Here is a 25,380-nt window from a genome sequence, read left to right as displayed (position 1 = left end):
TAGAAATCAAAAACAAAGAAATTGATTGTACTAAAAGATTAGCTAAATTACTAATCACTAGTTACTAATCACTTAATAACAAGAGTTTAATAATTAACTATATAAAATTTTTACAATGAAATCGATTACAATTAAAGGATCAGAAAGAGAAAGCGTGGGCAAGGTAGCAACCAAAGCGGTACGTAATGCTGGAGCGGTTCCTTGCGTTATTTACGGAGGAAATCAACCAGTTCATTTTTCAGCAGAAGAAAAAGAATTTAAAAACTTGGTTTACACTCCAAACGCACACACAGTTGTGATAGATTTGGGTGGTAAAAAATTCAATGCAATTTTGCAAGATATCCAGGTTCATCCTGTATCTGACAAGATTTTACACATTGACTTCTTCGAATTGAAAGATGACAAAGAAATCATCATGGAAGTTCCTGTTAAAATTACTGGAACATCTCCAGGGGTACTTTTAGGAGGTGTTTTAAACTTAAATCAACGTAGATTAAAAGTAAAAGCTTTGCCTAAAAATCTTCCTGATTTTGTTGAAGCTAACATTTCTGAACTTCAAATGGGTAATAAGTTATATGTAACTAAATTGCCTGTAAACAATTTTAAATTAATGCACCCAGACAATACAGTAGTTTGTCAAGTGAAGATTTCACGTGCTGCGATGAAAGCTGCTCAAGAAGCTGCAAAAGCAGAAAAAGGTGGAGCAAAAAAGAAAAAATAATTCATTTTATTAATTCAACTAAACATCCCGTAATTTGCGGGATGTTTTTTTTATACCCTATTTTGATTTACTTTTATAACCCATTAAAAAATTTATAATGTCGGTAATTGACAACACGATTCTTTTTGTAAAAAACAAACTTCAAAATGCTGAAGCAGGGCACGATTGGTTTCATATTGAGCGTGTTTATAGAAATTCTCTGCTAATCGCAAATGAGGAAGAATGTGATTTGGAAGTTGTAAAACTAGCAGCTTTACTTCACGATATTGCGGATAGTAAATTTAATGATGGCGACGAAAGTATTGGTCCAAAAACCGCTAGAACCTTTCTAGAACAACAAAATATTTCGCAAAAAACCATTAATCATGTTGTGGCAATTATCGAAAATATTTCTTTCAAAGGCGGAAATTTTGAAAAAAAATTCACTTCAAAAGAATTAGAAATTGTACAAGACGCCGACAGATTAGATGCCATTGGCGCTATAGGAATTGCCCGAACTTTCAATTATGGTGGATTTAAAAACCGCCAACTTTACAATCCCGAAATTGCTCCTCAACTCAAAATGACGAAAGAAGAATACAAAAATAGTGAAGCTCCAACCATCAACCATTTTTACGAAAAATTACTTTTGCTAAAAGACAAAATGAATACTAAAACGGGCAAAAAAATAGCACAAGAACGCCATCGTTTCATGGAACTTTTCCTGTCTCAGTTTTATGCAGAATGGGATGGTGAGAAGTAAATTCTCTTTATTTTTTTAAAATTAAAAACATACTTTGATAATTCTCTATTTTATTTTCAAATTATCAAAAACTTGTGATGAAAAAGTAAAATTTGAAAAAATTGTCCCAAATTTAAAGTAGAAAAACCAATTCAAAAAATAAATTAAGGCATAACTAAATCAACTCCAATGCTATTTTTACCAATTTTATATATTCATAAGTCTATAATAACCCCGTAAGCCATTTGGTGTTTGTTTTTCTTTCGTTTTGCACAAAGTAGTCTGTTTTTGTACAAATGGTAAGACTTGTCTAAATGTATTAGAACTATAATAATCTGATTGCCTAAAAATAAATTACCATATTAATTGTGATGCTGAAGTGAAGAAAATTTAAAACGAATATATTTTATCATTACATCCCACTTCTAATAGCTTCCACAGGATCTAATTTTGAAGCTGTTATAGCGGGTAAAATTCCAGAAAGCAATCCGATAAATGCGGCTAGACTTGTGCCGAGAATAATGTTTCCAGCGCTTAAAACAAATTCAAAGTCAATTAATTTGGTCAGAATCATGGCAATTATCCACACAAAGAACAATCCTATCAATCCGCCAATTATACAGAGAATTATGGCTTCAAATAAAAATTGAAAAAGGATAAAACGATTTTTAGCACCCAATGATTTTTGTATTCCGATGAGATTTGTTCTTTCTTTTACCGAAACAAACATGATATTTGCAATTCCAAAACCGCCTACTAATAATGAAAATCCTGCTATCATCCAGCCGCCCATTTTCATTTGGGCCACAATCATATCAATCATATCGGTAAATCCTGAAAAAACATTGATAAAAAAATTGTCAATCTCACTGGTTTTTACACCTCTAAAAGTTCTTAATTTTTGAGAAATATCGGCTTTAAATGCCTCCATATCGATGCCGCTTTTTGGTTTTATAACAATTACAGATAACATAGTATCATTGTTTTCACCAAAAGCAATTCGGATAAAATTGACAGGGATAAAAATAGAACTATCATTGCTTTCAAACATACTTGAACCTTCTTTTTTCAAGATTCCAATAACCGTAAAACGTTTTCCATACAAACGAATTTGTTTTCCAATTGGATCGGTATTTTCAAAAAGAACATTGGCAATCTCATCTCCAATAACTGCTACCGTTGCACCCGAATTTGATTCGGATTCGTTATAAAACCGTCCTTTTGCAAAATCTAATTGTTGAATGGTTGTAAACTCGTGTGAAACAGGAACAACTTCTATATCGCTAACCGTTTTTGAGTCATATTTTGCCGATTCGCGACCTACAAAAAACTGAAAAGCCATTTCTTCGGCATCGGGCAAAGAATTTTTCAATGTTTGGTATTCTTCATAATTTACAGAAGGAAATTGTTCGCGTTTCCATCTTGGAACATCGGTTGGGCCGAAAGAACGACTTGTTAGATAAATAGTGTTTTTATCTAAACTACTCAAGTTTTTTTTAATTTTTCTATCCAATGAATCAACCGCCGCAAGCACAGCTATAATTGAAAATATTCCAATTGTAACGCCAAGTAGCGAAAGTAAGGTGCGCAATTTGTTAGTTCGCAACGCGTTCATTGCAAAACTGAAACTTTCTTTTAACAATCGGATATATAAAAGCATAAAGGGTGATTTATGTTACTGTAAAATTCTGTAAATTTTCTTCAAAAACCTAATAAAATATTTTATTCCTAATAGGTATTGATTTTGACTATTTTGTTACAAAAAGATATTGAATAGTAGCTTCAAAAAAACTACTTTTGTACATCAAAATTTTAACTACACAATGAACACAACAAAAACAATTACATCGGCCTTACTTTCGGTTTTTTCTAAAGACGGATTAGAACCAATCGTTCGAAAATTACACGAACAAAATGTAACACTTTATTCAACAGGCGGAACAGAAGAATTTATCAAAAATTTAGGAATTCCAGTTGTTCCAGTAGAAGATATTACTTCATTTCCAGAAATTTTTGGTGGTAGAGTAAAAACGTTGCACCCAAAGATTTTCGGGGGCATTTTAAACCGTCAAGATAATTCAACTGATGTTGAGCAAATGCAAGAATTCAATATTCCGCAAATAGATGTTGTAATTGTTGATTTATATCCATTTGAAAAAACAGTTGCTTCTGGAGCAAACGAAAGCGATAGTATCGAAAAAATTGATATTGGTGGAATTTCGTTAATTCGTGCCGCAGCCAAAAACTTTAAAGATACTATAATCGTTCCATCTGTAAATGAATATGAAATGTTTTTGCAGCTAATTACAGAAGGAAACGGAACTACAACTTTGGAACAACGAAGACAATTAGCAACCAAAGCTTTCAATGTTTCTTCGCATTATGATTCGGCAATTTTCAATTATTTCAATAAAAATCATCAGGAAACTGTTTTGAAAATAAGTGAACAAAAGGGTCAAGTATTGCGTTATGGAGAAAACCCACATCAACGAGGCTTTTTCTTTGGCGATTTTGAAGCTATGTTCACCAAGTTACACGGAAAAGAGCTGTCTTATAACAATTTGTTAGATGTTGATGCTGCCGTAAATTTGATTTTAGAATTTAAAACCAACCAACCAACATTTGCTATTTTAAAACACAATAATGCCTGCGGATTAGCCACTAGAAACTCAATGAAAGAAGCTTATTTAACAGCATTAGCAGGTGATCCAACTTCAGCATTTGGAGGAGTTCTTATAGCTAATGGCAAAATTGACGAAGCTACTGCAATCGAAATTAACGCCCTTTTTTGTGAAGTGGTAATTGCACCAAGCTATGACGAAAAAGCAATCTCTATTTTGTCTGAAAAGAAAAACAGAATTATTTTGGTTCAAAAAGAAGTGAGTTTGCCACAAACAAATGTTAGAACTTGCCTAAATGGAACATTGGTTCAAGATAGAAATAATGTTACCGATACTAAAGATGGGTTAAAAACCGTTACTATGCTGGAGCCTAGTTCTCAAGAAGTTGAAGATTTACTTTTTGCTTCAAAAATTTGTAAAAACACAAAGTCAAATACAATAATTTTAGCCAAAAATAATACCTTGATTTCCTCAGGAACCGGACAAACATCAAGAGTAGATGCTTTGAAACAAGCAATAGAAAAAGCCAATACATTTGGATTTGATTTGAATGGAGCGGTAATGGCAAGCGATGCTTTTTTTCCATTTCCTGATTGTGTAGAGATAGCTAAACACGCTGGAGTAACCGCTGTTATTCAGCCAGGTGGCTCAATAAAAGACGAATTAAGTATAAATTATTGCAATGAAAATAAAGTTGCAATGGTATTTACAGGAACACGTCATTTTAAACATTAATTTGTTTAACTTTGCATGTTAAAAACAAACTACTTTTAAAAATATAAATAACTATGGGATTTTTTGATTTCATGACCGAGGATATTGCAATTGACCTTGGTACCGCAAATACGTTGATTATACATAATGACAAGGTTGTTATTGACAGTCCATCTATTGTAGCTCGCGATAGAGTTACAGGTAAAATAATTGCTGTTGGTAAAGAAGCCAACATGATGCAAGGAAAAACCCATGAAAATATAAAAACAATTAGGCCATTGAAAGATGGAGTAATTGCCGACTTTGATGCTTCAGAAAAAATGATCAGTATGTTCATTAAGAGCATTCCAGCATTAAAGAAAAAAATGTTTACGCCAGCACTTAGGATGGTTGTTTGTATTCCATCTGGAATTACCGAAGTTGAAATGCGTGCGGTAAAAGAATCTTGTGAGCGTGTAAACGGAAAAGAAGTTTACTTAATTCACGAACCAATGGCAGCAGCAATAGGTATTGGTATCGATATTATGCAACCAAAAGGAAATATGATTGTGGATATTGGTGGTGGAACGACAGAAATCGCTGTAATTGCACTTGGTGGTATTGTATGTGATAAATCTGTTAAAATTGCTGGTGATGTTTTTACCAATGATATTATTTACTACATGCGCACACAACACAATTTATTTGTGGGAGAAAGTACTGCCGAGAAAATAAAAATTACAGTTGGAGCAGCTTTAGAAGAGCTAGATTCTCCACCAGAAGAAATGTCGGTTCAAGGACGTGACTTGTTAACTGGTAAGCCAAAACAAGTTGATGTTTCTTATAGAGAAATTGCAAAAGCATTGGACAAATCTATTCAACGTATTGAAGATGCTGTTATGGAAACTTTATCGCAAACACCTCCAGAATTAGCAGCTGATATTTACAATACAGGTATCTATCTTGCAGGTGGTGGTTCGATGCTAAGAGGATTAGATAAACGTATTTCTCAAAAAACAGATTTACCTGTTTATATTGCAGAAGATCCATTACGAGCTGTTGTTCGTGGAACAGGAATGACGTTGAAAAATATTCCTAAGTTTAGAAGCATATTAATTAAATAAAATTCCAATTATCCAATCTCAAATTCCATTAAATGATTTTTTTTTGAAATTTGGAATTTGAGATTTTATACATTTTAAAAAGATGCAGCAAATATTTATATTTATTTTTAAAAACAGCTATCGATTGCTGTTTTTGCTGCTTTTGGGTATTTCATTAACGCTTACTATTCAATCGCATTCTTATCATCGAAGTGAAGTTATTAGTTCAGCCAATTATGTTACGGGTAGTGTATATGAGCAAGTAAATTCTGTTGATGAATATTTTAATTTAAAAACTGAAAACGAAAAATTAGCCGAAGAGAATGCCCGACTTAGAATACTATTATTCAACAAAGTTGATTCGACTCAAACCCCTATTGTAGTAGATGCTCAAGGTATTCCTAGTTCAAATATTATTGTGTCTAAAGTTATCAATAACACATACAATACTCGCGAAAATTATCTTACCATTAACTCTGGTTCATTGGATGGCGTGAAACAAGATATGGGTGTTATCAATAGTGATGGAATTGTCGGAATTATTGATAGAACTTCCAAAAAGTATGCAACAGTTGCTAGTGTATTGAATGTCAAATCGCAAATAAATGCCAAAGTAAAAAAATCCAATCACTTTGGTTCACTCATTTGGAATGGAAAAAATGCAGGTTATGTTCAGTTAATAGATGTTCCTAGATTGGCTTCCGTTAGAAAAGGCGATACTATTGTAACAGGCGGTCATTCAGTTATTTTTCCTGAGAATATTAATATTGGGACTATTGACAAAGTTTTTATAAACAATGAAAACAATTATTACACTATAAATGTAAGGTTGTTTAACGATATGACAAATCTTGGTCATGTTTATATAATCAAAAATAGGGATACTCAAGAGATTCTTAACCTCGAAAAGAAACAAGATGAATAGTGCTTTACTAATAAATATTGTTCGTTTCATTTTGTTGATAGCACTTCAAATTTTGCTATTCAACAACATTAACTTTTTGGGTTATATTAATCCGTATCCGTATATTTTATTTATACTATTATATCCTGCAAACAGTAATAAAACGGGACTTTTGGTAGCTAGTTTTTTATTAGGATTAGCAGTTGATATGTTTTCTAATTCAGGGGGTGTTCATGCAGCAGCGAGTTTGATTCTTGCCTTTTTTAGACCTTCTATTTTTAAATTTTCTTTTGGTTTAAGTTATGAATATCAAACAGTTAAGATAAATGATGTTTTAACGCCTCAACGTTTTTCATTTATATTGATTGCTGTGCTATTACATCATTTTGTTTTATTTTTACTTGAATATTTTGCTTTAAGTTATATTTTTGAGATTTTAATAAAAACAGCTATCAGTTCTGTTTTTACGATTTTGTTAAGTATTTTAATCATTTATTTAGTGAAACCTAATAGACGATGAGAAAGTCAGTGCTTCCGACCATTATCATAATAACAACTGTTATTATAGTTTTGAGGCTTTTTTATCTTCAAGTTATTGATGATACGTTGCGTTTAAAGTCTGAAAACAATGCTATCAAAATCATTTACGATTATCCAGAACGTGGTTATATTTATGATAGAAATGGTAAACTTCTTGTGGCCAATCAGCCGTCTTATGATATAATGGTTATCCCAAGAGAAATAAAAAAAATAGATACTTTAGAGTTTTGTAAATTATTAAAAATTCCAAAAGAATTATTTGATAAACAATTAAAAAGAGCCATCAATTATAGTCCTAGATTACCATCTGTTTTTTTATCCCAATTAAACAAGATGGAGTATGCCGCTCTTCAAGAAAAAATGAGAAAATTTTCTGGATTTGAAATCGTTAAACGTAATTTACGAGATTACCAAGTGCATGTAGGAGCTAATATTTTTGGTTCGATAGCGCAAGTAAATCAAAAAATAATCGATGCCAATGAATACTACAAAAGTGGCGATTTGATAGGGAAGCAAGGTGTTGAAGAAAGTTATGAAGAAATTCTAAGAGGAATAAAAGGTGTAAAGTACCGCCAAAAAAATAAGTATAACAAAGATATTGGCGCTTATAAACAAGGAGAATTTGATACTATTTCTAAAAATGGAGAAGACATAACTTTAACCATAGATGCTACATTACAAAAATATGGTGAAGAGTTAATGATAAATAAACGCGGTGGAATTGTAGCTATAGAACCAAAATCAGGAGAAATTCTTGCATTGGTTACAGCGCCGTCTTATGACCCTGCCATCTTAGTAGGAAGACAACGATCAAGAAATTATACAAATTTGTACAATGATTCTTTATCAAAACCACTTTATGACAGAGGATTATTAGCTGAATATCCGCCAGGCTCACCTTTTAAAATTATTACAGGTTTAGTTGGTCTTCAAGAAAAAGTTATAGACGAACAAACAACATTTTTTTGTTTTCATGGATTTAGTTATGGTAGAGGACGCTTTATGAAATGTCATGGTGGTTCTGGACCTCACCAACTTAATAACGGATTGTATCGTTCTTGTAATGCCTATTTTGGGAATGTTTACCTTAAAACAATTAGTAAATATAAAGATCCTGGAGCTTCTGTTGATATTTGGGCTAAACATGTTAAAAGTTTTGGTTTAGGGAATTTTATGGGATATGACTTACCAACTGGCAGAAAAGGAAAAGCACCTACTTCTAAAACTTATAAAAAAATGTATCCTAACGGTGGTTGGACAGCAACAGCTATAGTTTCAAATTCTATTGGTCAAGGTGAAGTATTGACAACGCCTATCCAATTGGCTAACATGATGGCTGCGGTTGCCAATCAAGGTTATTATTATACACCTCATATCGTTAAAAAAATTAAAGGTAGAAAGATTGATAAAAAGTTTACGACAAAACATCAAACAACAATTGATAGAAGGCATTACAAACCTGTAATACAAGGATTGTTCGATGTGTATAATAAAGGAACTGCATACCATCTTAAGGTCGAAGGCATTGATATTTGTGGTAAAACAGGAACTGCCGAAAATTACACAAGAGTTTATGGGAAAAGGGTAAAACTTAAAGATCATTCTATTTTTGTGGCTTTTGCTCCTAAAGATAACCCTAAAATTGCTTTAGCCGTTTTTGTAGAAAATGGAGGATATGGCGCAACTATTGCTGGACCAATAGCAAGTTTGATGATTGAAAAATATCTAAAAGGAAAAATAACGCGTAAAGATTTAGAAACAAGAACTTTAGAAAGAACTTTAATGGCGGAATATAATCGATTTGTAAAAAAACCAAACGATTCTACACTTTTAAAAGAAATAAAAATTTTAGAAGTTGAAAAAGCCAAAGAAGAAAAAATTGAAAAAACTATAAAACAAAGCATTGATACTGTAAAAACAACAACAAATTAATTTATTTTTTTAAACAATGAAGAACCAAAGTGTAAGTAGCAATATTGATTGGATGATTGTAAGCATCTACATCGTTATGGTCATTTTGGGTTGGCTTAATATATATTCTTCTTCATTACCAGAAGTAGAAACTTCCATTTTTGATTTATCACAAGAATACGGAAAACAGTTATTAATCATTGCCTTAACAATTCCACTAATCATAATTGTATTATCTATAGATAGTAAGTTTTACGAGAAATTTTCTTTTGTAATATATATAATTGGTGTTTTGGCAATTGCGGGTCTTTTTGTTTTCGGAAAAGAGGTGAAAGGTCAAACCAACTGGTATTCATTCGGTTCATTCGGATTACAGCCATCAGAATTTGCTAAGGCAGCGACAAGTTTGGCTCTAGCTAAATATTTGAGTGATGTACAAGTTAATTTGAAAAACTTAAATCATCAGATTATTGCTTTAGGGTTAATATTTCTACCAATTTTATTTATTGTGCCACATGATCCAGGTAGCGCTTTGATATATACAATTTTAATTTTTGTATTACATAGAGAAGGTTTACCATCAAGTTATTTATGGATAGGACTTTTTACTATAATAATCTTCGTTTTGAGTTTGGTAATGAACTCAATTTATATTGTAATACTAACATTTCTAATTTTGGTATTTATCTATTATCGTAGCCGAATAGCCGATAGAAATTTGGTCATAAGTATTGTAACTTTAGCAATGGTTACAACTTTTAGTTATTCTACAAGTTATGTTTTTGACAATGTTTTAAAGCAACACCATCGAGATCGTTTTAATATTCTTTTAGGTAAAAAGGTAGATGATAAAGGTGTTGGGTATAACGTAAATCAATCAAAAATCGCAATTGGTTCTGGCGGATTATTTGGCAAAGGTTATCTCGAAGGAACGCAAACAAAAGGTGGTTTTGTTCCAGAACAACATACCGATTATATATTTACAACAGTTGGTGAAGAATGGGGGTTTTTTGGGTCGTTGCTTGTAATCGGACTTTATTTAGCATTGTTTTTTAGGATAATTTACCTTTCTGAAAGACAGAAAACCAAGTTTAGTAGAATATATGGTTATAGCGTCGCCTCTATTTTATTCGTTCATTTCTTTGTGAATATAGCAATGGTTCTTGGAATTTTTCCAACTATTGGCGTGCCATTACCATTCTTTTCTTATGGCGGTTCTGGTCTTTGGGGCTTTACAATCTTACTTTTTATATTCCTTAAAATGGATGCCAACAAAGTAAACGAATGGTAGTTTTCTTTTTTGTGATTTTGTTATTTGTATAATAGAATCAACGTTTTTTTTCAATTCCATTTTTGTATCTTCCTGTGGTTTTGTATGAAATATTATTTACTGTATCGCTGTAAATCCAACGACCAACTTTGACTTTGTCTCTGGTTTGATTGACTTTGCAACTATTGATAGTAAATAAAAACAGTAGCAAAATGATTCTAAAAAGTATAGATTTCATTTTGAAAAAGTTAGCTGTTACTAAACTAGTGATTTTTCGCGTTAGAGATTGAAGAGAAAATCCTTTTTCTTTTTTCTTTAAAAAGAAAAAGATTGTAACGGAAAGCTCGACCTTGTTGCTGGCAATATTCTCTATTTAAAATAGTGTTGTGCAACAAGGTAACGCCCAAATAAAAAATCCGCTCAATCAATTAAGAGTAAGCGGATTATATTTCCTTGTGGACTTTTTGTTTTCTTCGTGTCTTCGTGGTTAAAATCTATTTACTCATTTCCACAAAATACTTATAAAACAAAGGAATGGTTTCAATACCTTTTAAGTAATTAAAAATCCCAAAATGTTCATTTGGCGAGTGAATAGCATCACTATCTAAACCAAATCCCATTAAGATTGTTTTTGATTTTAGTTCTTTTTCAAACAAGGCTACAATAGGGATACTTCCGCCAGAACGAACTGGAATTGCAGGAACTCCAAATGTTTCGGTGTAGGCTTTGTTAGCCGCTTGATAACCGATGCTGTCAATTGGTGTTACATAACCTTGACCACCATGATGAGGTTTTACTTTTACCGTAACGCCAGAAGGAGCAATGCTTTCAAAGTGTTTGGTGAATAATTCTGTAATTTCTTCCCAATCTTGATTTGGAACCAAACGCATCGATATTTTAGCAAATGCTTGACTTGCAATTACTGTTTTTGCACCTTCGCCAGTATAACCACCCCAAATTCCGTTTACGTCTAATGTTGGGCGAATCGAGTTTCTTTCATTCGTTACATATCCTTTTTCGCCATAAATATCGTTGAGGTTTAAAGCCTTTTTATAGTTGTCTATATTAAATGGAGCTTTTGCCATTTCAGCTCTTTCCTCAAGTGATAACTCTTCTACATTGTCATAAAACCCTGGAATTGTAATATGATTATTCTCGTCATGAAGCGACGCAATCATTTTTGCCAAAACATTGATTGGATTAGCAACGGCACCACCATAAAGACCAGAATGTAAATCTCTGTTTGGACCTGTAACTTCTACTTCTACATAACTTAAACCTCGTAAACCTGTTGTGATTGAAGGTTGTTGGTTAGAAATCATTCCAGTGTCAGAAATCAAAATCACATCGTTAGCCAATTTTTCTTGGTTTTGAGTTACAAACCAGCTCAAACTTTTTGAACCCACTTCTTCTTCGCCTTCAATCATAAATTTTACATTACAAGGCAAATTGTTATTGGCAATCATATATTCAAAAGCTTTAACGTGCATATACATTTGACCTTTATCATCGCATGAACCACGAGCAAAAATAGCGCCTTCAGGATGAATTTCGGTAGTTTTGATTACAGGTTCAAATGGAGGGGAAGTCCACAATTCCATCGGGTCTGGCGGTTGCACATCATAATGTCCGTAAACCAAAACCGTTGGCAAATTTTTGTCGATAATATGTTCGCCAAAAACAATTGGATAACCAGGTGTTTCGCAAATTTCTACGTGTTTACAACCCGCTTTTTCTAAACTAGCTTTTACGGCATTTGCAGTATCAATTACATCTTGGGAATAAGCACTATCGGCACTTACTGAAGGAATTTTTAATAATTCAATTAATTCTGTAATAAAACGTTCTTTGTTTTGCTGAACGTATTGTTTTATGTTGTCCATTGTAGTTTGTTAAATGATAATGTCAAATATACGAATACAAATTCCAATATTTAAATTCCAAATTCCAATTTTTTAAAGAAGTTTTATTTTTTTTTGGAATTTGTTATTTGATAATTGGAAATTACAAAGTATTATGTATATTTGCACCCACAATTCGCGGATATGGTGAAATTGGTAGACATGCCAGACTTAGGATCTGGTGCCGCAAGGCGTGTAGGTTCGAGTCCTATTATCCGCACTTTTAAAATCCTTTAATGCTTGTAAATCAAGAGTTAAAGGATTTTTTATTTAAGATTTCCCCCGTATTTCCCCCATAATGTTGTATGAACAAAATTGTAAACAAATATAAAAAAGCCAATCTTGAACGGATTGACTTAGTTTATTTTTAGTTTTCAGAATTTTCGTAGTAATCGAACATTTCGGTTTGGCAGCCCCTTTAATCTTTATCATGAGGGCTATAAAATTGCTTTATGTTTATCATACATTATCTGGCAAACTTTATCCATTGCTTTAAAAATTGCCATATCAAAATTGGGTGACTTTGTAATACTTGTTAAAGTAATAACAGCGTTAAACAAAAATTCATTGTCTTGACGTCTAATTCGTTCTATAAAAATTATTTCATTACTTCCTTTTGGAGAGTTTGAAACGATTATTTCCTCTGTTTTCGTGTCTATTGCAAATAATATACTCATATCCGATTGTTTAATTTGAATTTATTAATTATTAGTGTAAATGACATCTTCCATTGGAATTTTTTGTCGTTTTTTTACATCTTGTACCTTTTTTTGTTGTACCTCCACATTGGGTTGATGTAGTTGCTGACTTCTTGAATGCTTTTCCATCACAGCAATTTGTACCTACTTTTTTATCATGTACTTTACAATAACAACTGTTTGATTTGCTACGGTTGCATTTTCGACAAAGCAACTGAATATTTGAGGGATTACTATCACCGCCACAAGAAAATGGAATGATATGGTCATATTCTAAGCTGTAAGAACTACCACAACATTGGCATATACCACCATCTCTTGTGTAAACAATCTTTTTTGTTGTTTGTGAAACATATCGACTTTGTGAAAAACAACAAACACTAAATAAGAGTAGTGTTAAGATTAAGTATATTTTTTTCATCGGAACATTTAAGTCTGTGTAAATAAAATTGATGGTTGTACATTTTGAGTTGCACTATCATCCAAATGAAAACATACTCAAAACAGCGCAAATCTAATGAAATTAAACTAAAAGTCAACAAGGTAAATGTAAGTTGAAAGCCGTCTATTTTTTTTGAATTTATCTAAAATGCGCTTGTTTTTATTTTGTAGTACCCATCTTTTTTTGCGCTCCTTTATGTTTTTATACTAACTAGTAGTAAGCAATTGTGTTTACATATAAAGGTTATAAAACATTGTTTAATCTCCAAAAAGTGTTGCCAAAGGTTTCAAATTAATTGAGAACCTAAATTTAAAACCAAATCCCAATTATGTTTAATTTGTGCAAGAAACTAAAAAAGAAATGGTTGAAAGTATAAGAAGTAGTTTTTTATATAATTGAAATTTGGATTTTACTTTTTGGAATTTGACACCACATTCATTAATTTCAATTGCTCCAAATAATCCCTTTGGTTAGATAATCTCGGAATTTTATGTTGTCCGCCTAATTTATCATTTTCTTTTAACCAATCATAAAACAAGTTTTCACGTGCTACATTTATAGATAACTCATTTAAAGTCATATTGTTGTATCGTTTGGCTTCGTAATCAGAGTTTAATGTTTGCAATGTTTCATCTAAGACTTTTTGAAATTGAACAATATCTTTTGGTTGTTTTTTAAACTCAACCATCCATTCGTGTGCGCCTTTTTCTTTTCCTTTCATAAAAATAGGAGCAACGGTATAATCAATGACTTCGCAGTTTAAAATCGAACTAGTTTTAGCAATTGCCATATCGGTATTTTCTACCATCAATTCTTCCCCAAAAACATTAATATGGTGTTTTGTTCTTCCTGAAACTCTTATTCTGTATGGACTTAGTGATGTAAAACGAACAGTGTCACCAATCATATAGCGCCATAAACCTGAATTGGTTGTTATTACAATTGCGTAATTTTTGAACAATTCTACTTCGCTTAGCGGAATAACTTTTTGATTAGAAGTTCCAAAAGTATCCATTGGAATAAATTCGTAGAAAATACCATAATCCAACATCAACAATAAATCGTTGGAATAATTCAAATCTTGAATCGCAAAAAAGCCTTCAGAAGCATTGTAAATTTCATAGTATTTGAAATCATTGCTAGGCAAAATCTTTTGATATTGTTCGCGATACGGTTCAAAATTTACGCCGCCGTGAAAATAAACTTCCAAATTGGGCCAAAGTTCTAATAGTGAAGTATTTTTGGTTTCGGTCAAAATTCGATTTAGTAAAACCAACATCCATGACGGAACACCTGCAAAACTGGTTACATTTTCGGTTTTAGTTTCGTTGATAATGGCGGTTAGTTTGGTTTCCCATTCGCTCATTAACGAAATTTTGCTGCTTGGCGTGCTGCTAAATTCTGCCCAAAGCGGCATGTTTTCTATCAAAATAGCGGATAAATCTCCAAAAGAGGTATTGTTGTTTTCATATATTTGAGAACTGCCACCTAATCGAAGACTTTTCCCCATAAACATTTCAGATTCTTCATTATTGTTTAGATACATGCATAGTAAATCCTTGCTGCCTTTGTAATGACAATCTTCGAGCGCTTCGCTGCTTACCGGAATAAATTTGCTTTTGGCATTGGTAGTGCCACTTGATTTGGCAAACCATTTTATAGGGGTATTCCAAAAAACATTTTGAGCGCCTTTTCGTGTAAGTTCAATCATCGGTTCCAATTCTTCATAAGTAGAAACTGGAACTCTTTCGGTAAATGTTTTGTAATTTTTTATCGATTCAAAATCGTATTTTTTTCCTATAACGGTTTCTTCGCAATCGCGAATTAGGTTTGTAAGTAATTCATCTTGAACTTCATGAGGGTATTTTAAAAACAACTCAATCTGATGAATGCGCTGTTTTAAGAACCAAGAAGCAATAGAATTTATTATTGGAAAAGGCATAAAAATGTACGATTTACGAGGTTTGAAATACGAAATTAGTAACTTTACCAAAAATAACAAATTTTCTTGAACTTGAAACCTGAAACTTTAAATTAAATGACTTACGAAGGCGTGCTTACCAAAATGCAAACAGAATATGCTAATCCAATTCAATACTATTTGGTTTTTGAAAATAGCTTTCTCAATTTGAATCAATTGTTGGATAAATCGTTAGAAATAAATTTTGTTGGTTACCAATGTTTAAATTGTGGTAAAAAGAAAAAAATCTTTCGTCAAGGATTTTGTTACGATTGTTTTATGTCATCGGCTTCTGCTGGAGATTGGATTATGAAACCCGAACTTTCAACAGCGCATTTAGACATAGAAGATAGAGATTTAGAGTACGAGCGCAAAGTACAATTGCAACCTCATATTGTGTATTTGGCATTGTCTAGCGAAATAAAAGTAGGAGTAACGCGTAAAACCCAAGTACCAACTCGATGGATTGATCAAGGTGCTGTGCAAGCTATTCCGATTGTGGAAGTTCCTAATCGTTATTTGGCTGGAATTACCGAAGTTGCACTGAAAAATTTGTATGCCGACAAAACCAATTGGCAAAAAATGCTAAAAAATGAAGTTCCAGTAGCCGATTTGATTAAAGAACGTGCCAGTTTGAATTATTTAATTCCCAAAGAAGTTCAAGAATATTTTCATCAAGAAAAAGATGATTTATACGATTTGCATTTTCCCGTTTTAGAATATCCCAAAAAAGTGACAAGTTTGAGTTTAGACAAATCACCCAACTTTACAGGAAAACTAAAAGGAATAAAAGGACAATACCTGATTTTTGAAGACGGAACGGTTTTTAATATCCGAACGTTTGAAGGTTATGTGGTGAAGATTTCGTTATAGAGTTTTTATTCTGAAATTATTTAAAATTATTTAACTATCTCATAATCAATCTAAATCAATTACAATTGAAATATTCTCTTTGACTTTTTCTATTAAATTTTCTGGCAATAGACCAACTTTTTTCACCAACCTTTTATTATCAATTGCCCTGATTTGGTCTATCATAATGTCGCAATTTTCAATTACATTGGCGATTCCTTTTTTTAGATGAACTCGTAATATTTCAGAATTCTTTTTAACATTAGTTGTTATTGGACAAATTATGGTTGAAGGATGCGGAATTTTATTTAATAAATTAGTTTGAACAACTAAAACAGGTCTTGTTTTACCTGGCTCAGTTCCTGTTTGTGGATTCAAATCGGCTATCCAAATTTCATATTGACTAATCTGCATAATCAATCTTTTCAAATTCGTTTACTACTGAAATAGATTCGTTTTTAACCAATTCAGATTCGGCTAAAAGTTTTTTCTCTAAAATTATTCTTTTTTGAATTTTGTTATAATTTTCAATAGCTTCATTTATATATCTATTTCTTGAAACACTAATTCTAGAAAGAATTTTTTCAGTTTCACCAAATATGGAATCATCTATTTTTAAAGATACTGTCTTCATATACTCTATTTTATATCACAAAAGTATATCTTTTTTTGATATGTAAATTTGTTTTATTAAAAATTTATGTTTTAAATTATAAATAAAAGTATTGATGGCTTATTTGTTGGAGATATTTATGAGATTCTTCGTTCCCCAGAATGACAAGAAATAGAATAGTTTCTCAAAATCCCATAAAAACACTTAACCCATTCTTTATAAGTGTCTTGTGTAGAAAGATAAGTATCTATAAGAAATTCCTCAGTGCTGGTGCGAGCTTCTATCTCATATACAAATTTTGTTTTGTCACAAGCTAGAAGTTCGCACTAGCGGTGAACCTACTTCTTCTTATTAAACAACCCATTCAATAAGTCACCAGCTTTTTTGGCGGCTTCTTCTTTTACTTTTTCCTTTACTTCTTGTTTGGTTGTTGGAATAACTGTTTTGCTGGTATCGCCATCTAGTGTAAGCTTCTGGCTTGTATCCAAAATATTTTGTTGTTGACTAGAACTAAAAGTTCACGCTGACTGCGATGTTATTTTAATGTATCTAAAGTTGGTAGTTCAACTTTTGACAACATTTTATTTGCAAGTGCAAGTTTTTTCGGAAATAACACCTTGCCATTAAATTCTTCTAAATTCTTGTTGATTTTAACAACTGGAATTTTCGCTTTGTTTAATTCATCTACTTTCATAATTCTACTTTTTTCTAGTTACTAAAAAACCTAAATAATCTTCCCCAACTATAAAACTTTCAAATACATTGTCATTTCTTAATCCAAAAACAAAAAAATCTTTTTTCAATTCTTCAAGATTATTTGTAATTCCCATTCTGTATAATCTCGTTCTAGATTCGCTACTTCCAGTTGCATAAACATAGGCGTCTGGATTTTTTCCTGTAAACGAGTACAATGTTGAAACTACGGTTGCTAAAACTTTTTGTCCGTCTCCATTATTTGTTATAATTTCATCGTTTATTTCTCTAGTTTTGAGGTCTAAATCTCCAAAACCTAAGTTGAAATAACCTTTTATAGACATTTCTGTATATTGAACTATTTTTTTTATTTTCCCTTTGTTTCCAATACTTTCAAACTCAAAAATGTTTAATTCATTTCCTGCCGAGTAATCATATCTGGGATAATTCATTATTTAATATTTGTTTTCATTAACAAAAATAATGTTTTTTTAAATAGGTTCATTTCGAACCATTACTTATTTTAAACAGTTTTCTTAAACCTACTTCTTCTTATTAAACAACCCATTCAATAAGTCACCAGCTTTTTTAGTAGCTTCTTCTTTTACTTTTTCCTTAACTTCTTGTTTGGTTGTTGGAATAACCGTTTTGCTAGTATCGCCTGGTTTTTTGATGTTTTTATCTATTAACGAACCCAATTTTGTCGTACCTTCTTTTACCAATTTGTCTTTTTGTTGTTTTGCCAAATTGGTTACAAATGTTGTCGTTGCGGCTTTAACATCAGTCGTAACTTTTGGGTTTGAGAAAGTTCCGTTCAAAATAGCATTTACTGGAATATTATCTAGTTTTTTTGCATCGGCAGGCGTTAATTTTGCTATTAATGCATTTACTTCGTTTCCTAAATATTTAGCTGGCACATCAAATTTTAAATCGTATTTCATGTTTTGATCAAAACCGTGACTTCCGCCAACGTTAACTTTTATATCTTGGTATTTTATGTCAAAAGGTTTGATATTTACTTTACTATCTTTAAAAGTCAACGCTGCTTTTAAATCTTTCAAATTCAATTTGCTCAAATCAACAAAGTTCAAGTTAGAATCTAAGGTAGAAAGTAGTTTTGAATTGCTTGAATTTACCGAACCATCTAATAATTGACCTAATAAATCACCAGAAAGCGTTTTCAAATCGGGTGTCATTTTTTTAGCATCTAAATTTCCTGAAAGACTAATGGTTGAGTTCAATTTCCCATTAATAACACCAGCAATTGGGGCAATTTTTTTCAACATTTCAAGTTGCGTAAAGGTTGATGGAATATCTACTTTGTTCAAGTTCAATTTCATGTTGAAAGTTGGCGTTTTTTGTTTGGTCGAAACCGTTCCGTTCATGCCAATTTTTCCACCAAAAACATCAGAATTTACATTTTGTAATGTTACGGCTTGGTCTTTTATAATCAGTTTTCCAGCTACATTTTTCAAAATTAAATTGTCATACAAAACGGTGTTCGCTTTTGCAGTCAACGAACAATCTAAAAACGCTGGAATTTTTACTGGTTCAGAAGCCGCTTTGGTTTCAGTTTTAGTTGGTTCGGTAGTGGTCATAAAATCGGTAATCGAAATCTGATTAGAAACCATATTGAAATTTCCTAGCAAATTCTGATTTCTGAACATAAATCCGTAGAAATTTTCTAAAACACCTGTCAAGTTGATATCGCTTTTTCCAGTCTTAGCTTTAAATTCTTGCAAATTAACTCTACTCGGATTGAATTGAACAATAGCATTGTTGATTGTCAAATTTTTTCCTTTTTCTAAAGAATATTTAAAGCCAGAAAGTTGCATAGTTCCAGCATTATTAATGTTTTGATACTGACTAGTTTCAACCGATTTTATATCGAATTTGGTTGTAACATCTGCTTTTAATATTCCCGAAAGTGGTGTGTCTAATTTTATAGGATACGCTTTTGTGAAGTTTCCAAGATTGATAGTTCCATTCAAAACAGCGTCAACCAAAGCATTTGTAGCTACATTTTTGATGCTAGCTTTTGCATTGAAAACATCTTGATCGATTGAAAATGAAAGTTTGTCCAAATTCACGTAAGTGTCATTCATTAAACCAGTTTCGTTAATAATTTTGGTGTCAATTATAATATTCTGAACCGATTTTGGTAAATCAGGATATTGAAATGAAGCATTGTTAGAAGCAATCGCGATGTTGAATTTCGGAACTGTTGTATCAGTCAAAGTTCCTTTGGCAAAACCAGAAACGGTAAAATTCCCCGTAGTTTTTACATTATCCAAACTGCTAGCATAAGCCGCAGGAATCAACCCTAAGAAGTTTTTAAATGAAGAAGTTGGCGTTTTAAATTTCAAATCATACACTTGACCGGCTTCGACCATTTGGATAAAACCGTCAAATTCTAACGGTAATTCGTTAATTTTTGCTTTATTTTCTTTGAAAGTATATTTGCTTTGCGCTAAGTCAATTCCTAAAACAGCATCGAGCGATAAAGCTACATTTCTCATGTAGTTTACTTTGTCCATATCAAGTGAAACTTTTGCAGTAGTTTGTGTGTCTAAATCAAGTTTTTCTGCTGCAAAATCTCCAGTTCCAGTATGATTAATGCTGTCAAGAACCATTTTGATTTTTGACGCATCATCTTTAAATGTGAAACGCATATTTTCAACCTCATATTGACTAATTTTCAAGTTTAACGGATCACTTTTTCCTGCATCTTTTTCGTCTTTTCTATCTTTTAATGCAATTTCAAAATTACCAATTCCATCTTTGTTGAAAATGATATTTACAACTGAGTTTTTGGTTGACAAAGCTTCAATGTTTAAAGGTTCGTCTTTGCCTTTGAATAATTCTTTAATCGACATTTTCAAATTTAATTCCCCAAATGAAACCAACGTATCACCTTCAAATGGTGCTTTGTTAATGATAACTAATTTTTCAATAGCCACGTTAGCTTGCGGAAAACTTTTGAACAAACTCAAATCGGCATCGGCAAACGAAACTTTTGCATCTAAATTTTCATTGATGGTTGCTGCAATTTTTGCTTTTATTTCATCTTGAAAAAAGTACGGAATTGCAACTAATGAACCAATTAATAAAACTAATAATACACCTAACGATAATAAGATTTTCTTTAACATACGATTTCTTTTTAAACTTAATTATTACAAGCAAAAACCTTGCCTTATTAACAACGCAAAGTTACATTTTTTGCAATAAGTTGAATTGTAATGTTTTCACAAAAAAACCGCTTGAATTACAAAACGGATTTTTATTTAGTTGTCTAAAAATATTTGACTAATATTAAAGTCAAAATAGGGGAAAAGTGGACTTTTTATTTTGTCGAGATGCGTTTGAGGTTTCAATCCGATGTATTTTCCGTTTTGTAAAGTGTAAATAAAAATTACTTTGTCAGTAGGTTCAATTATCCAATATTCTTTGATTTCATTTTCCTCGTACAAATCAAACTTAATTCCCATTTCTTTATCTGTATTTCCTGGCGAAAGAATTTCAATAACTAAATCTGGCGAACCAATACAACCTTTATCGTCTAATTTTTCTTTATCACAAATAACACAAATGTCGGGTTGAACTACAGAAAAAACTTGATTGTCATCGGTGCTTTTTTTGAAATTTACCAATCTCACATCAAAAGGAGCAGAATACAAACCACAAGAATTACTTTTAAAAGTTGTCCATAACGCACCATATAAATTTCCTGAAATTCTTTGATGATATCGATTTGGAGCAGGACTCATTTGGAAAATTTTACCTTTGATTAGTTCTAATCTTTCCTGAAATTTCCACGTAAGATAATCTGCAAAAGTATAGCTTTTGGACAAATCTAAATCTTTAAAATTTTCAATTACGTTAGGCATTTCAAACTGTTTTATATTCAAAGATAAAAAATCCGTTTGAGTTATCAAACGGATTTTTAAAATTTACTTTATCTCGATTTCATAAAGCATAGAAGCTTGAACGCCTTTTCGCAACGAAAAACGTTTGATTTCTTGCATTACTTTGTAGTTTTCAGCCCCAATTTCTTCTTTGATTAAAGCTTCTTTGGTTTGGGCAAACGGAAAGCCTAATCCGCTAAGTAAATCTCTTGGATCTTTTTTGTATTCAGGATAGTTGATGGTTCTGTATTCTTTAACTTTTGCCAATGAAGCTGCGTATTTTAGTGCTGCGTCCATTCCGCCAATTTCGTCAACCAAACCGATTTTTTTTGCTTCGCTTCCCGACCAAACTCTTCCTTGTGCAATAGAATCAACTTGTGCGGTTGTCATTTTTCTACCAACAGCAACACGTGAAACAAAAGTGGTATAGATGTTTTCTACGGATTGTTGCGCGAAGTTTTTAAAATTTTCATCCATTGGAACAAACGGACTATAATCACTAGCGTTTGAATGTGTTTTTACTAATTCAGAATGCAAACCAAATTTTGTAGCCGCCACATTAAAGTTAGGCAAAATTCCAAAAACACCTATCGAACCTGTAATTGTATTTTCTTCGGCAAAAATTTTATTGGCGTTACAAGCAATATAATAACCGCCAGATGCTGCATAATTCCCCATAGAAACTATAACAGGTTTTACTTTTTTGGTCAATTCAATTTCTCTCCAAATTAAATCAGAAGTTAATGCATTTCCACCTGGAGAATCTACTCGAAGTACAATTGCTTTTATACTTTTATCTTTTCTAGCTTCAATAAGTGAACGACGCATTGAGCCTTCTCCGATAACATCTACATCGCCTTCACCATCCATAATTTCGCCTTGTGCATAAATTACCGCAATGCTATTTTCAGAAGATGGTTTGGTAACAGTAGTTGCTACATTTTGAGCATAATCTAAAATTTTTATGGAGTTGTAGTCTTCGTCTTTTTCAACTTTTAGCATTTTTCTAATGTCGTCATGATAAATATCTTCGTATGCTACTTTATCAACTAATTTTTCAGTTTTTGCCATTTCAGGAGTTCTTGCTAAAAGTCCATCGGCGATAGCATTTAGTTTTTCAACAGGAATTTTTCTGCTTGTAGAAATATCTTTTACAACTGAACTCCAAACCGAATTTAGTAACGAGGTGATTTGTTCCCTATTAGCATCGCTCATTTTATTTTCAAGGAAAGGTTCAACGGCACTTTTGTATTTTCCGTGACGAATTACTTCCATTTTTATACCCGATTTATCTTGAAAATCTTTAAAAAACATAACTTCAGATGAAAGCCCTTTAAAATCCATATCACCAACTGGATTCAGATAAACAGTATTAGCAACAGAGTTCAAATAATATTCTTTTTGGGTAAAAGCATTTGCGTAAGCATACACAAATTTTCCTGATTTTTTAAAATCTTCTAATGCATCACGCAAGGCTTTACTTTGAGCCATTCCGAGCATTGAAGTGTTGTTAAGAATCGAAATTCCTTTGATGTTTTCATCTGTTTTTGCGTTTTCAATGGCGTAAATAACATCTGTTAAACCGTCGTGTGAATCGGTATCATTCAAAAAAGGCATTTTTTCAAAAGTGAATTTTCCCGAGTAATCATTGGTTACTTCTGACAAATCAAGTTCGATAACCGAATTTTCTTTTACTTCTACAACTTCAGAACTATTCCCTGCAAGGGCAGAAATTAGTATAATTCCGAAAAACAGTAACATGATGAAAACAAAAATTCCAATTACCGTTGTTAATACATTTCCTAAAAATCTCATTTTATATTTTTTTTACTTGTTAGTTTACTAATTTTGTAATTTGTTACAAAATTAGTCAAATAAATTTAGTAACATTTGGCGCAAATATACTTCAATTCTGAAATTGTTTTACTTAATTTGTCTTTACGTATGAACGAGCAAAATCAAATCATTTTAGGCTTAGGAAGTAATCAAGGCGACCGATTGAAAAATATCGAATCGGCAATTGAAAGCATTCATAATGAAGTCGGTACAGTTGTAAAAATTTCAAATTTATATGAATCGCCTTCTTGGGGATTTGAAAGTGAGCCTTTTTATAATTGTGCGATTTTGATTCATAGTTATTCAAATGCAGATGAAATTTTACATCAAATTTTAGAAATTGAAAAAAAACTAGGTCGAGTTCGTTCCGAAAAGCAAGGTTATCAACAACGAATTATCGATATTGATATAATTTCTTTCAACGAATCGGTAATTGAAACTGAAAACTTAGTTGTGCCGCATCCTTTTTTGCAAGAAAGGCTATTTGTTTTAGTACCCATTCGCGATTTAGATTCTAATTGGATTCATCCTATCAATAAAAAACATATTGCAGAACTTATTTCAAATTTTGAAGGCAAAATAAATTGTGTTTTGGTTCAAAAAATGAAATCTCCATTGGAATCGATTCATTTAGAAAAGTATAATTACATAATTATTGAAGGAAATATTGGTGCTGGGAAAACGACTTTGGTCAACAAAATTGCAGAAGATTTTAACGCTAAAACAGTTTTAGAACGATTTGCTGATAATCCATTTTTACCAAAGTTTTATGAAGATCAAAACCGATATGCTTTTCCGCTAGAAATGTCATTTTTGGCTGATAGATACCAACAAATTTCCGATGATTTGGCACAATTTGATTTGTTTAAAGATTTTATCGTAGCCGATTATCATATTTTCAAATCATTGCTTTTTGCCAAAGTAACGCTTACCGAAGATGAATATCGTTTGTACAGAAAGCTTTTTGAGATAATTTACAAAGAAATGCCCAAGCCAGATTTGTATATTTATTTGTATCAAAACACTGAAAGATTGCTCGAGAATATCAAAGTTCGTGGCAGAAGTTACGAGCAAGACATAGAAGCCGATTATTTAGAAAAAATCAATTTTGGTTATTTAGATTATATCAAAACGCAGAAAGATTTGAATGTTCTAGTAATTGATATTTCCGATAAAGATTTTGTAAAAAACCAACAAGATTACCTTTATATCTTGAAAGAAATTCAGAATAAATTTAAAAATTAATTTTTTTAAACAAATCCCAAATTACAATTCCAGCACTTACAGAAATATTTAGTGAATGTTTGGTTCCAAGTTGAGGTATTTCAATAGTACCATCACAGAGTTGAATAGCCTCTTGATTAACACCAAATACTTCATTTCCAAACACTAAAGCGTATATTGTTTCTTTTTCGATTGTTAAATCTTGTAAAAAAATCGAGTTTTCTACTTGTTCTATTGCATAAACTTTGATTTTTTCATTTTTCAAGTTTTGAATTACTTCTAGAACATTTTCTGCATATTCCCAAGCCACAGTTTCGGTTGCGCCAAGAGCAGTTTTGTGAATTTCTTTGTTTGGAGGAGTTGCAGTTATGCCACACAAATAGATTTTTTCTATTAAAAAAGCATCGGAAGTTCTAAAAACGGAACCAATATTATTCAAACTTCTAATATCATCAAGAATAATAATAAGTGGAGTTTTATCTGAACTTTTAAAATCTTGAATTGATTTTCGGTCTAATTCGCTGTTGTCTAATTTTCTCATAATGATGATTTAATAAAAACAAAAAACCCGAATATTGCTATTCGGGTTTTGTGGTACCTCCAGGGATCGAACCAGGGACACATGGATTTTCAGTCCATTGCTCTACCATCTGAGCTAAGGTACCTTGCTAATATCTCACTTTGCTCTTACTTTAGTAGGAGTTCGATGAACTTGTTTGCGGGTGCAAATATAGAATCATTTTTTATTTAAACAAAACAATTATTTAAA

The 25,380-nt window shown here is 31.8% G+C and carries 25 protein-coding genes, 2 tRNA genes and 1 pseudogene; 11 read left to right on the top strand and 17 right to left on the bottom strand.

Going from position 1 to position 25,380, the window contains the following annotated elements; genetic code table 11:
* Positions 1-115 precede the first annotated feature (115 nt).
* Together ACIQ66_RS06940 and ACIQ66_RS06935 are read left to right on the top strand one after the other, a co-directional pair.
* Positions 116-721: a 50S ribosomal protein L25/general stress protein Ctc gene (locus ACIQ66_RS06940; RefSeq protein ID WP_396212067.1), complete on the top strand. Its 606-nt coding sequence runs from the start codon at positions 116-118 to the stop codon at positions 719-721.
* A 97-nt stretch (positions 722-818) separates the two neighbouring features.
* Positions 819-1,463, top strand: coding sequence for an HD domain-containing protein (locus ACIQ66_RS06935; protein ID WP_396212066.1), 645 nt, complete (start codon positions 819-821; stop codon positions 1,461-1,463).
* A 391-nt stretch (positions 1,464-1,854) separates the two neighbouring features.
* On the opposite strand, the gene ACIQ66_RS06930 is transcribed toward ACIQ66_RS06935, so the two are convergent.
* Positions 1,855-3,102: an ABC transporter permease gene (locus ACIQ66_RS06930; protein WP_396212065.1), complete on the bottom strand. Its 1,248-nt coding sequence runs from the start codon at positions 3,100-3,102 to the stop codon at positions 1,855-1,857.
* 163 nt (positions 3,103-3,265) lie between these two features.
* Here ACIQ66_RS06930 and purH point away from each other — a divergent pair, with 163 nt between their 5' ends.
* The 6 genes from purH (at position 3,266) to rodA (ending at position 10,505) form a co-directional block, all read left to right on the top strand.
* Entirely contained in the window at positions 3,266-4,798 is a 1,533-nt protein-coding gene (purH, locus tag ACIQ66_RS06925; protein WP_396212064.1) for a bifunctional phosphoribosylaminoimidazolecarboxamide formyltransferase/IMP cyclohydrolase, read from the top strand.
* 53 nt (positions 4,799-4,851) lie between these two features.
* Positions 4,852-5,880 carry a rod shape-determining protein gene (locus ACIQ66_RS06920; RefSeq protein ID WP_396212063.1) on the top strand — a complete coding sequence of 343 codons (1,029 nt, stop codon included), beginning with the start codon at positions 4,852-4,854 and terminating at the stop codon, positions 5,878-5,880.
* Between the two features lie 82 nt (positions 5,881-5,962).
* Positions 5,963-6,784, top strand: coding sequence for a rod shape-determining protein MreC (gene mreC, locus ACIQ66_RS06915; RefSeq protein WP_396212062.1), 822 nt, complete (start codon positions 5,963-5,965; stop codon positions 6,782-6,784).
* A complete protein-coding gene (locus ACIQ66_RS06910; RefSeq protein WP_396212061.1) occupies positions 6,777-7,283 on the top strand; it encodes a rod shape-determining protein MreD in 507 nt (168 codons plus the stop codon). Before mreC ends, ACIQ66_RS06910 begins: the two co-directional genes overlap by 8 nt.
* Positions 7,280-9,235, top strand: a complete 1,956-nt coding sequence (gene mrdA, locus ACIQ66_RS06905) for a penicillin-binding protein 2 (protein WP_396212059.1) — start codon at positions 7,280-7,282, stop codon at positions 9,233-9,235. The genes ACIQ66_RS06910 and mrdA overlap by 4 nt, the downstream gene beginning before the upstream one ends.
* A gap of 16 nt (positions 9,236-9,251) precedes the next feature.
* A complete protein-coding gene (rodA, locus tag ACIQ66_RS06900) occupies positions 9,252-10,505 on the top strand; it encodes a rod shape-determining protein RodA (protein ID WP_396212058.1) in 1,254 nt (417 codons plus the stop codon).
* A 37-nt stretch (positions 10,506-10,542) separates the two neighbouring features.
* Here rodA and ACIQ66_RS06895 read toward each other — a convergent pair whose 3' ends face one another.
* Both ACIQ66_RS06895 and ACIQ66_RS06890 read right to left on the bottom strand, forming a co-directional pair.
* Positions 10,543-10,722 carry a hypothetical protein gene (locus ACIQ66_RS06895; RefSeq protein WP_396212057.1) on the bottom strand — a complete coding sequence of 60 codons (180 nt, stop codon included), beginning with the start codon at positions 10,720-10,722 and terminating at the stop codon, positions 10,543-10,545.
* A gap of 256 nt (positions 10,723-10,978) precedes the next feature.
* Positions 10,979-12,367 carry a dipeptidase gene (locus ACIQ66_RS06890; protein WP_396212056.1) on the bottom strand — a complete coding sequence of 463 codons (1,389 nt, stop codon included), beginning with the start codon at positions 12,365-12,367 and terminating at the stop codon, positions 10,979-10,981.
* A 156-nt stretch (positions 12,368-12,523) separates the two neighbouring features.
* Between ACIQ66_RS06890 and ACIQ66_RS06885 the strand changes: the two genes are divergently transcribed.
* A tRNA-Leu gene (locus ACIQ66_RS06885) sits at positions 12,524-12,605 on the top strand.
* Between the two features lie 217 nt (positions 12,606-12,822).
* Here ACIQ66_RS06885 and ACIQ66_RS06880 read toward each other — a convergent pair.
* The 4 genes and pseudogenes from ACIQ66_RS06880 to ACIQ66_RS06865 all read right to left on the bottom strand — a co-directional run bounded on the left by ACIQ66_RS06880 (position 12,823) and on the right by ACIQ66_RS06865 (position 15,467).
* Positions 12,823-13,062 (bottom strand): hypothetical protein, encoded by a 240-nt coding sequence (locus ACIQ66_RS06880; protein ID WP_396212055.1) that lies wholly within the window; start codon positions 13,060-13,062, stop codon positions 12,823-12,825.
* Between the two features lie 24 nt (positions 13,063-13,086).
* Positions 13,087-13,212, bottom strand: a complete 126-nt coding sequence (locus ACIQ66_RS06875) for a hypothetical protein (RefSeq protein ID WP_396212088.1) — start codon at positions 13,210-13,212, stop codon at positions 13,087-13,089.
* Between the two features lie 58 nt (positions 13,213-13,270).
* Positions 13,271-13,504, bottom strand: a pseudogene (locus tag ACIQ66_RS06870) (HNH endonuclease); the annotation flags it as partial.
* 430 nt (positions 13,505-13,934) lie between these two features.
* Positions 13,935-15,467, bottom strand: a complete 1,533-nt coding sequence (locus ACIQ66_RS06865) for a GH3 auxin-responsive promoter family protein (RefSeq protein WP_396212054.1) — start codon at positions 15,465-15,467, stop codon at positions 13,935-13,937.
* A gap of 96 nt (positions 15,468-15,563) precedes the next feature.
* Here ACIQ66_RS06865 and ACIQ66_RS06860 point away from each other — a divergent pair, with 96 nt between their 5' ends.
* Positions 15,564-16,358 (top strand): DUF2797 domain-containing protein, encoded by a 795-nt coding sequence (locus tag ACIQ66_RS06860; protein ID WP_396212053.1) that lies wholly within the window; start codon positions 15,564-15,566, stop codon positions 16,356-16,358.
* A gap of 45 nt (positions 16,359-16,403) precedes the next feature.
* Here ACIQ66_RS06860 and ACIQ66_RS06855 read toward each other — a convergent pair whose 3' ends face one another.
* From ACIQ66_RS06855 to sppA, 8 genes are all read right to left on the bottom strand, one after another.
* Positions 16,404-16,751 (bottom strand): type II toxin-antitoxin system PemK/MazF family toxin, encoded by a 348-nt coding sequence (locus ACIQ66_RS06855; RefSeq protein ID WP_396212052.1) that lies wholly within the window; start codon positions 16,749-16,751, stop codon positions 16,404-16,406.
* A complete protein-coding gene (locus ACIQ66_RS06850; RefSeq protein ID WP_396212051.1) occupies positions 16,741-16,971 on the bottom strand; it encodes a hypothetical protein in 231 nt (76 codons plus the stop codon). Before ACIQ66_RS06850 ends, ACIQ66_RS06855 begins: the two co-directional genes overlap by 11 nt.
* 317 nt (positions 16,972-17,288) lie before the next feature.
* Entirely contained in the window at positions 17,289-17,438 is a 150-nt protein-coding gene (locus tag ACIQ66_RS06845) for a hypothetical protein (protein WP_396212050.1), read from the bottom strand.
* A gap of 47 nt (positions 17,439-17,485) precedes the next feature.
* Positions 17,486-17,644, bottom strand: coding sequence for a hypothetical protein (locus ACIQ66_RS06840; protein ID WP_396212049.1), 159 nt, complete (start codon positions 17,642-17,644; stop codon positions 17,486-17,488).
* 4 nt (positions 17,645-17,648) lie between these two features.
* Positions 17,649-18,095: a DUF6934 family protein gene (locus tag ACIQ66_RS06835; protein ID WP_396212048.1), complete on the bottom strand. Its 447-nt coding sequence runs from the start codon at positions 18,093-18,095 to the stop codon at positions 17,649-17,651.
* Between the two features lie 90 nt (positions 18,096-18,185).
* On the bottom strand, positions 18,186-20,795 hold the full coding sequence (locus ACIQ66_RS06830) for an AsmA-like C-terminal region-containing protein (protein WP_396212047.1): 2,610 nt from the start codon (positions 20,793-20,795) through the stop codon (positions 18,186-18,188).
* Positions 20,796-20,930: 135 nt separating this feature from the next.
* Entirely contained in the window at positions 20,931-21,533 is a 603-nt protein-coding gene (locus ACIQ66_RS06825; RefSeq protein WP_396212046.1) for a Uma2 family endonuclease, read from the bottom strand.
* A gap of 63 nt (positions 21,534-21,596) precedes the next feature.
* Complete coding sequence (gene sppA / locus ACIQ66_RS06820; protein ID WP_396212045.1) at positions 21,597-23,366, bottom strand: signal peptide peptidase SppA; 1,770 nt, start codon at positions 23,364-23,366, stop codon at positions 21,597-21,599.
* A 129-nt stretch (positions 23,367-23,495) separates the two neighbouring features.
* Between sppA and folK the strand changes: the two genes are divergently transcribed.
* Positions 23,496-24,632 carry a 2-amino-4-hydroxy-6-hydroxymethyldihydropteridine diphosphokinase gene (folK, locus tag ACIQ66_RS06815; RefSeq protein WP_396212087.1) on the top strand — a complete coding sequence of 379 codons (1,137 nt, stop codon included), beginning with the start codon at positions 23,496-23,498 and terminating at the stop codon, positions 24,630-24,632.
* Here folK and ACIQ66_RS06810 read toward each other — a convergent pair.
* Both ACIQ66_RS06810 and ACIQ66_RS06805 read right to left on the bottom strand, forming a co-directional pair.
* A complete protein-coding gene (locus tag ACIQ66_RS06810; RefSeq protein ID WP_396212044.1) occupies positions 24,622-25,152 on the bottom strand; it encodes an RNA methyltransferase in 531 nt (176 codons plus the stop codon). The genes folK and ACIQ66_RS06810 overlap by 11 nt on opposite strands.
* Positions 25,153-25,203: 51 nt before the next feature.
* Positions 25,204-25,276, bottom strand: a tRNA-Phe gene (locus ACIQ66_RS06805).
* Positions 25,277-25,380: the final 104 nt, after the last annotated feature.

The sequence above is a fragment of the Flavobacterium sp. genome (assembly GCF_044377315.1).
Classification (GTDB): Bacteria; Bacteroidota; Bacteroidia; order Flavobacteriales; family Flavobacteriaceae; genus Flavobacterium.
Note: the sequence above shows the minus strand (reverse complement) of the source record. Positions and strands in the feature narration are given on the sequence as shown.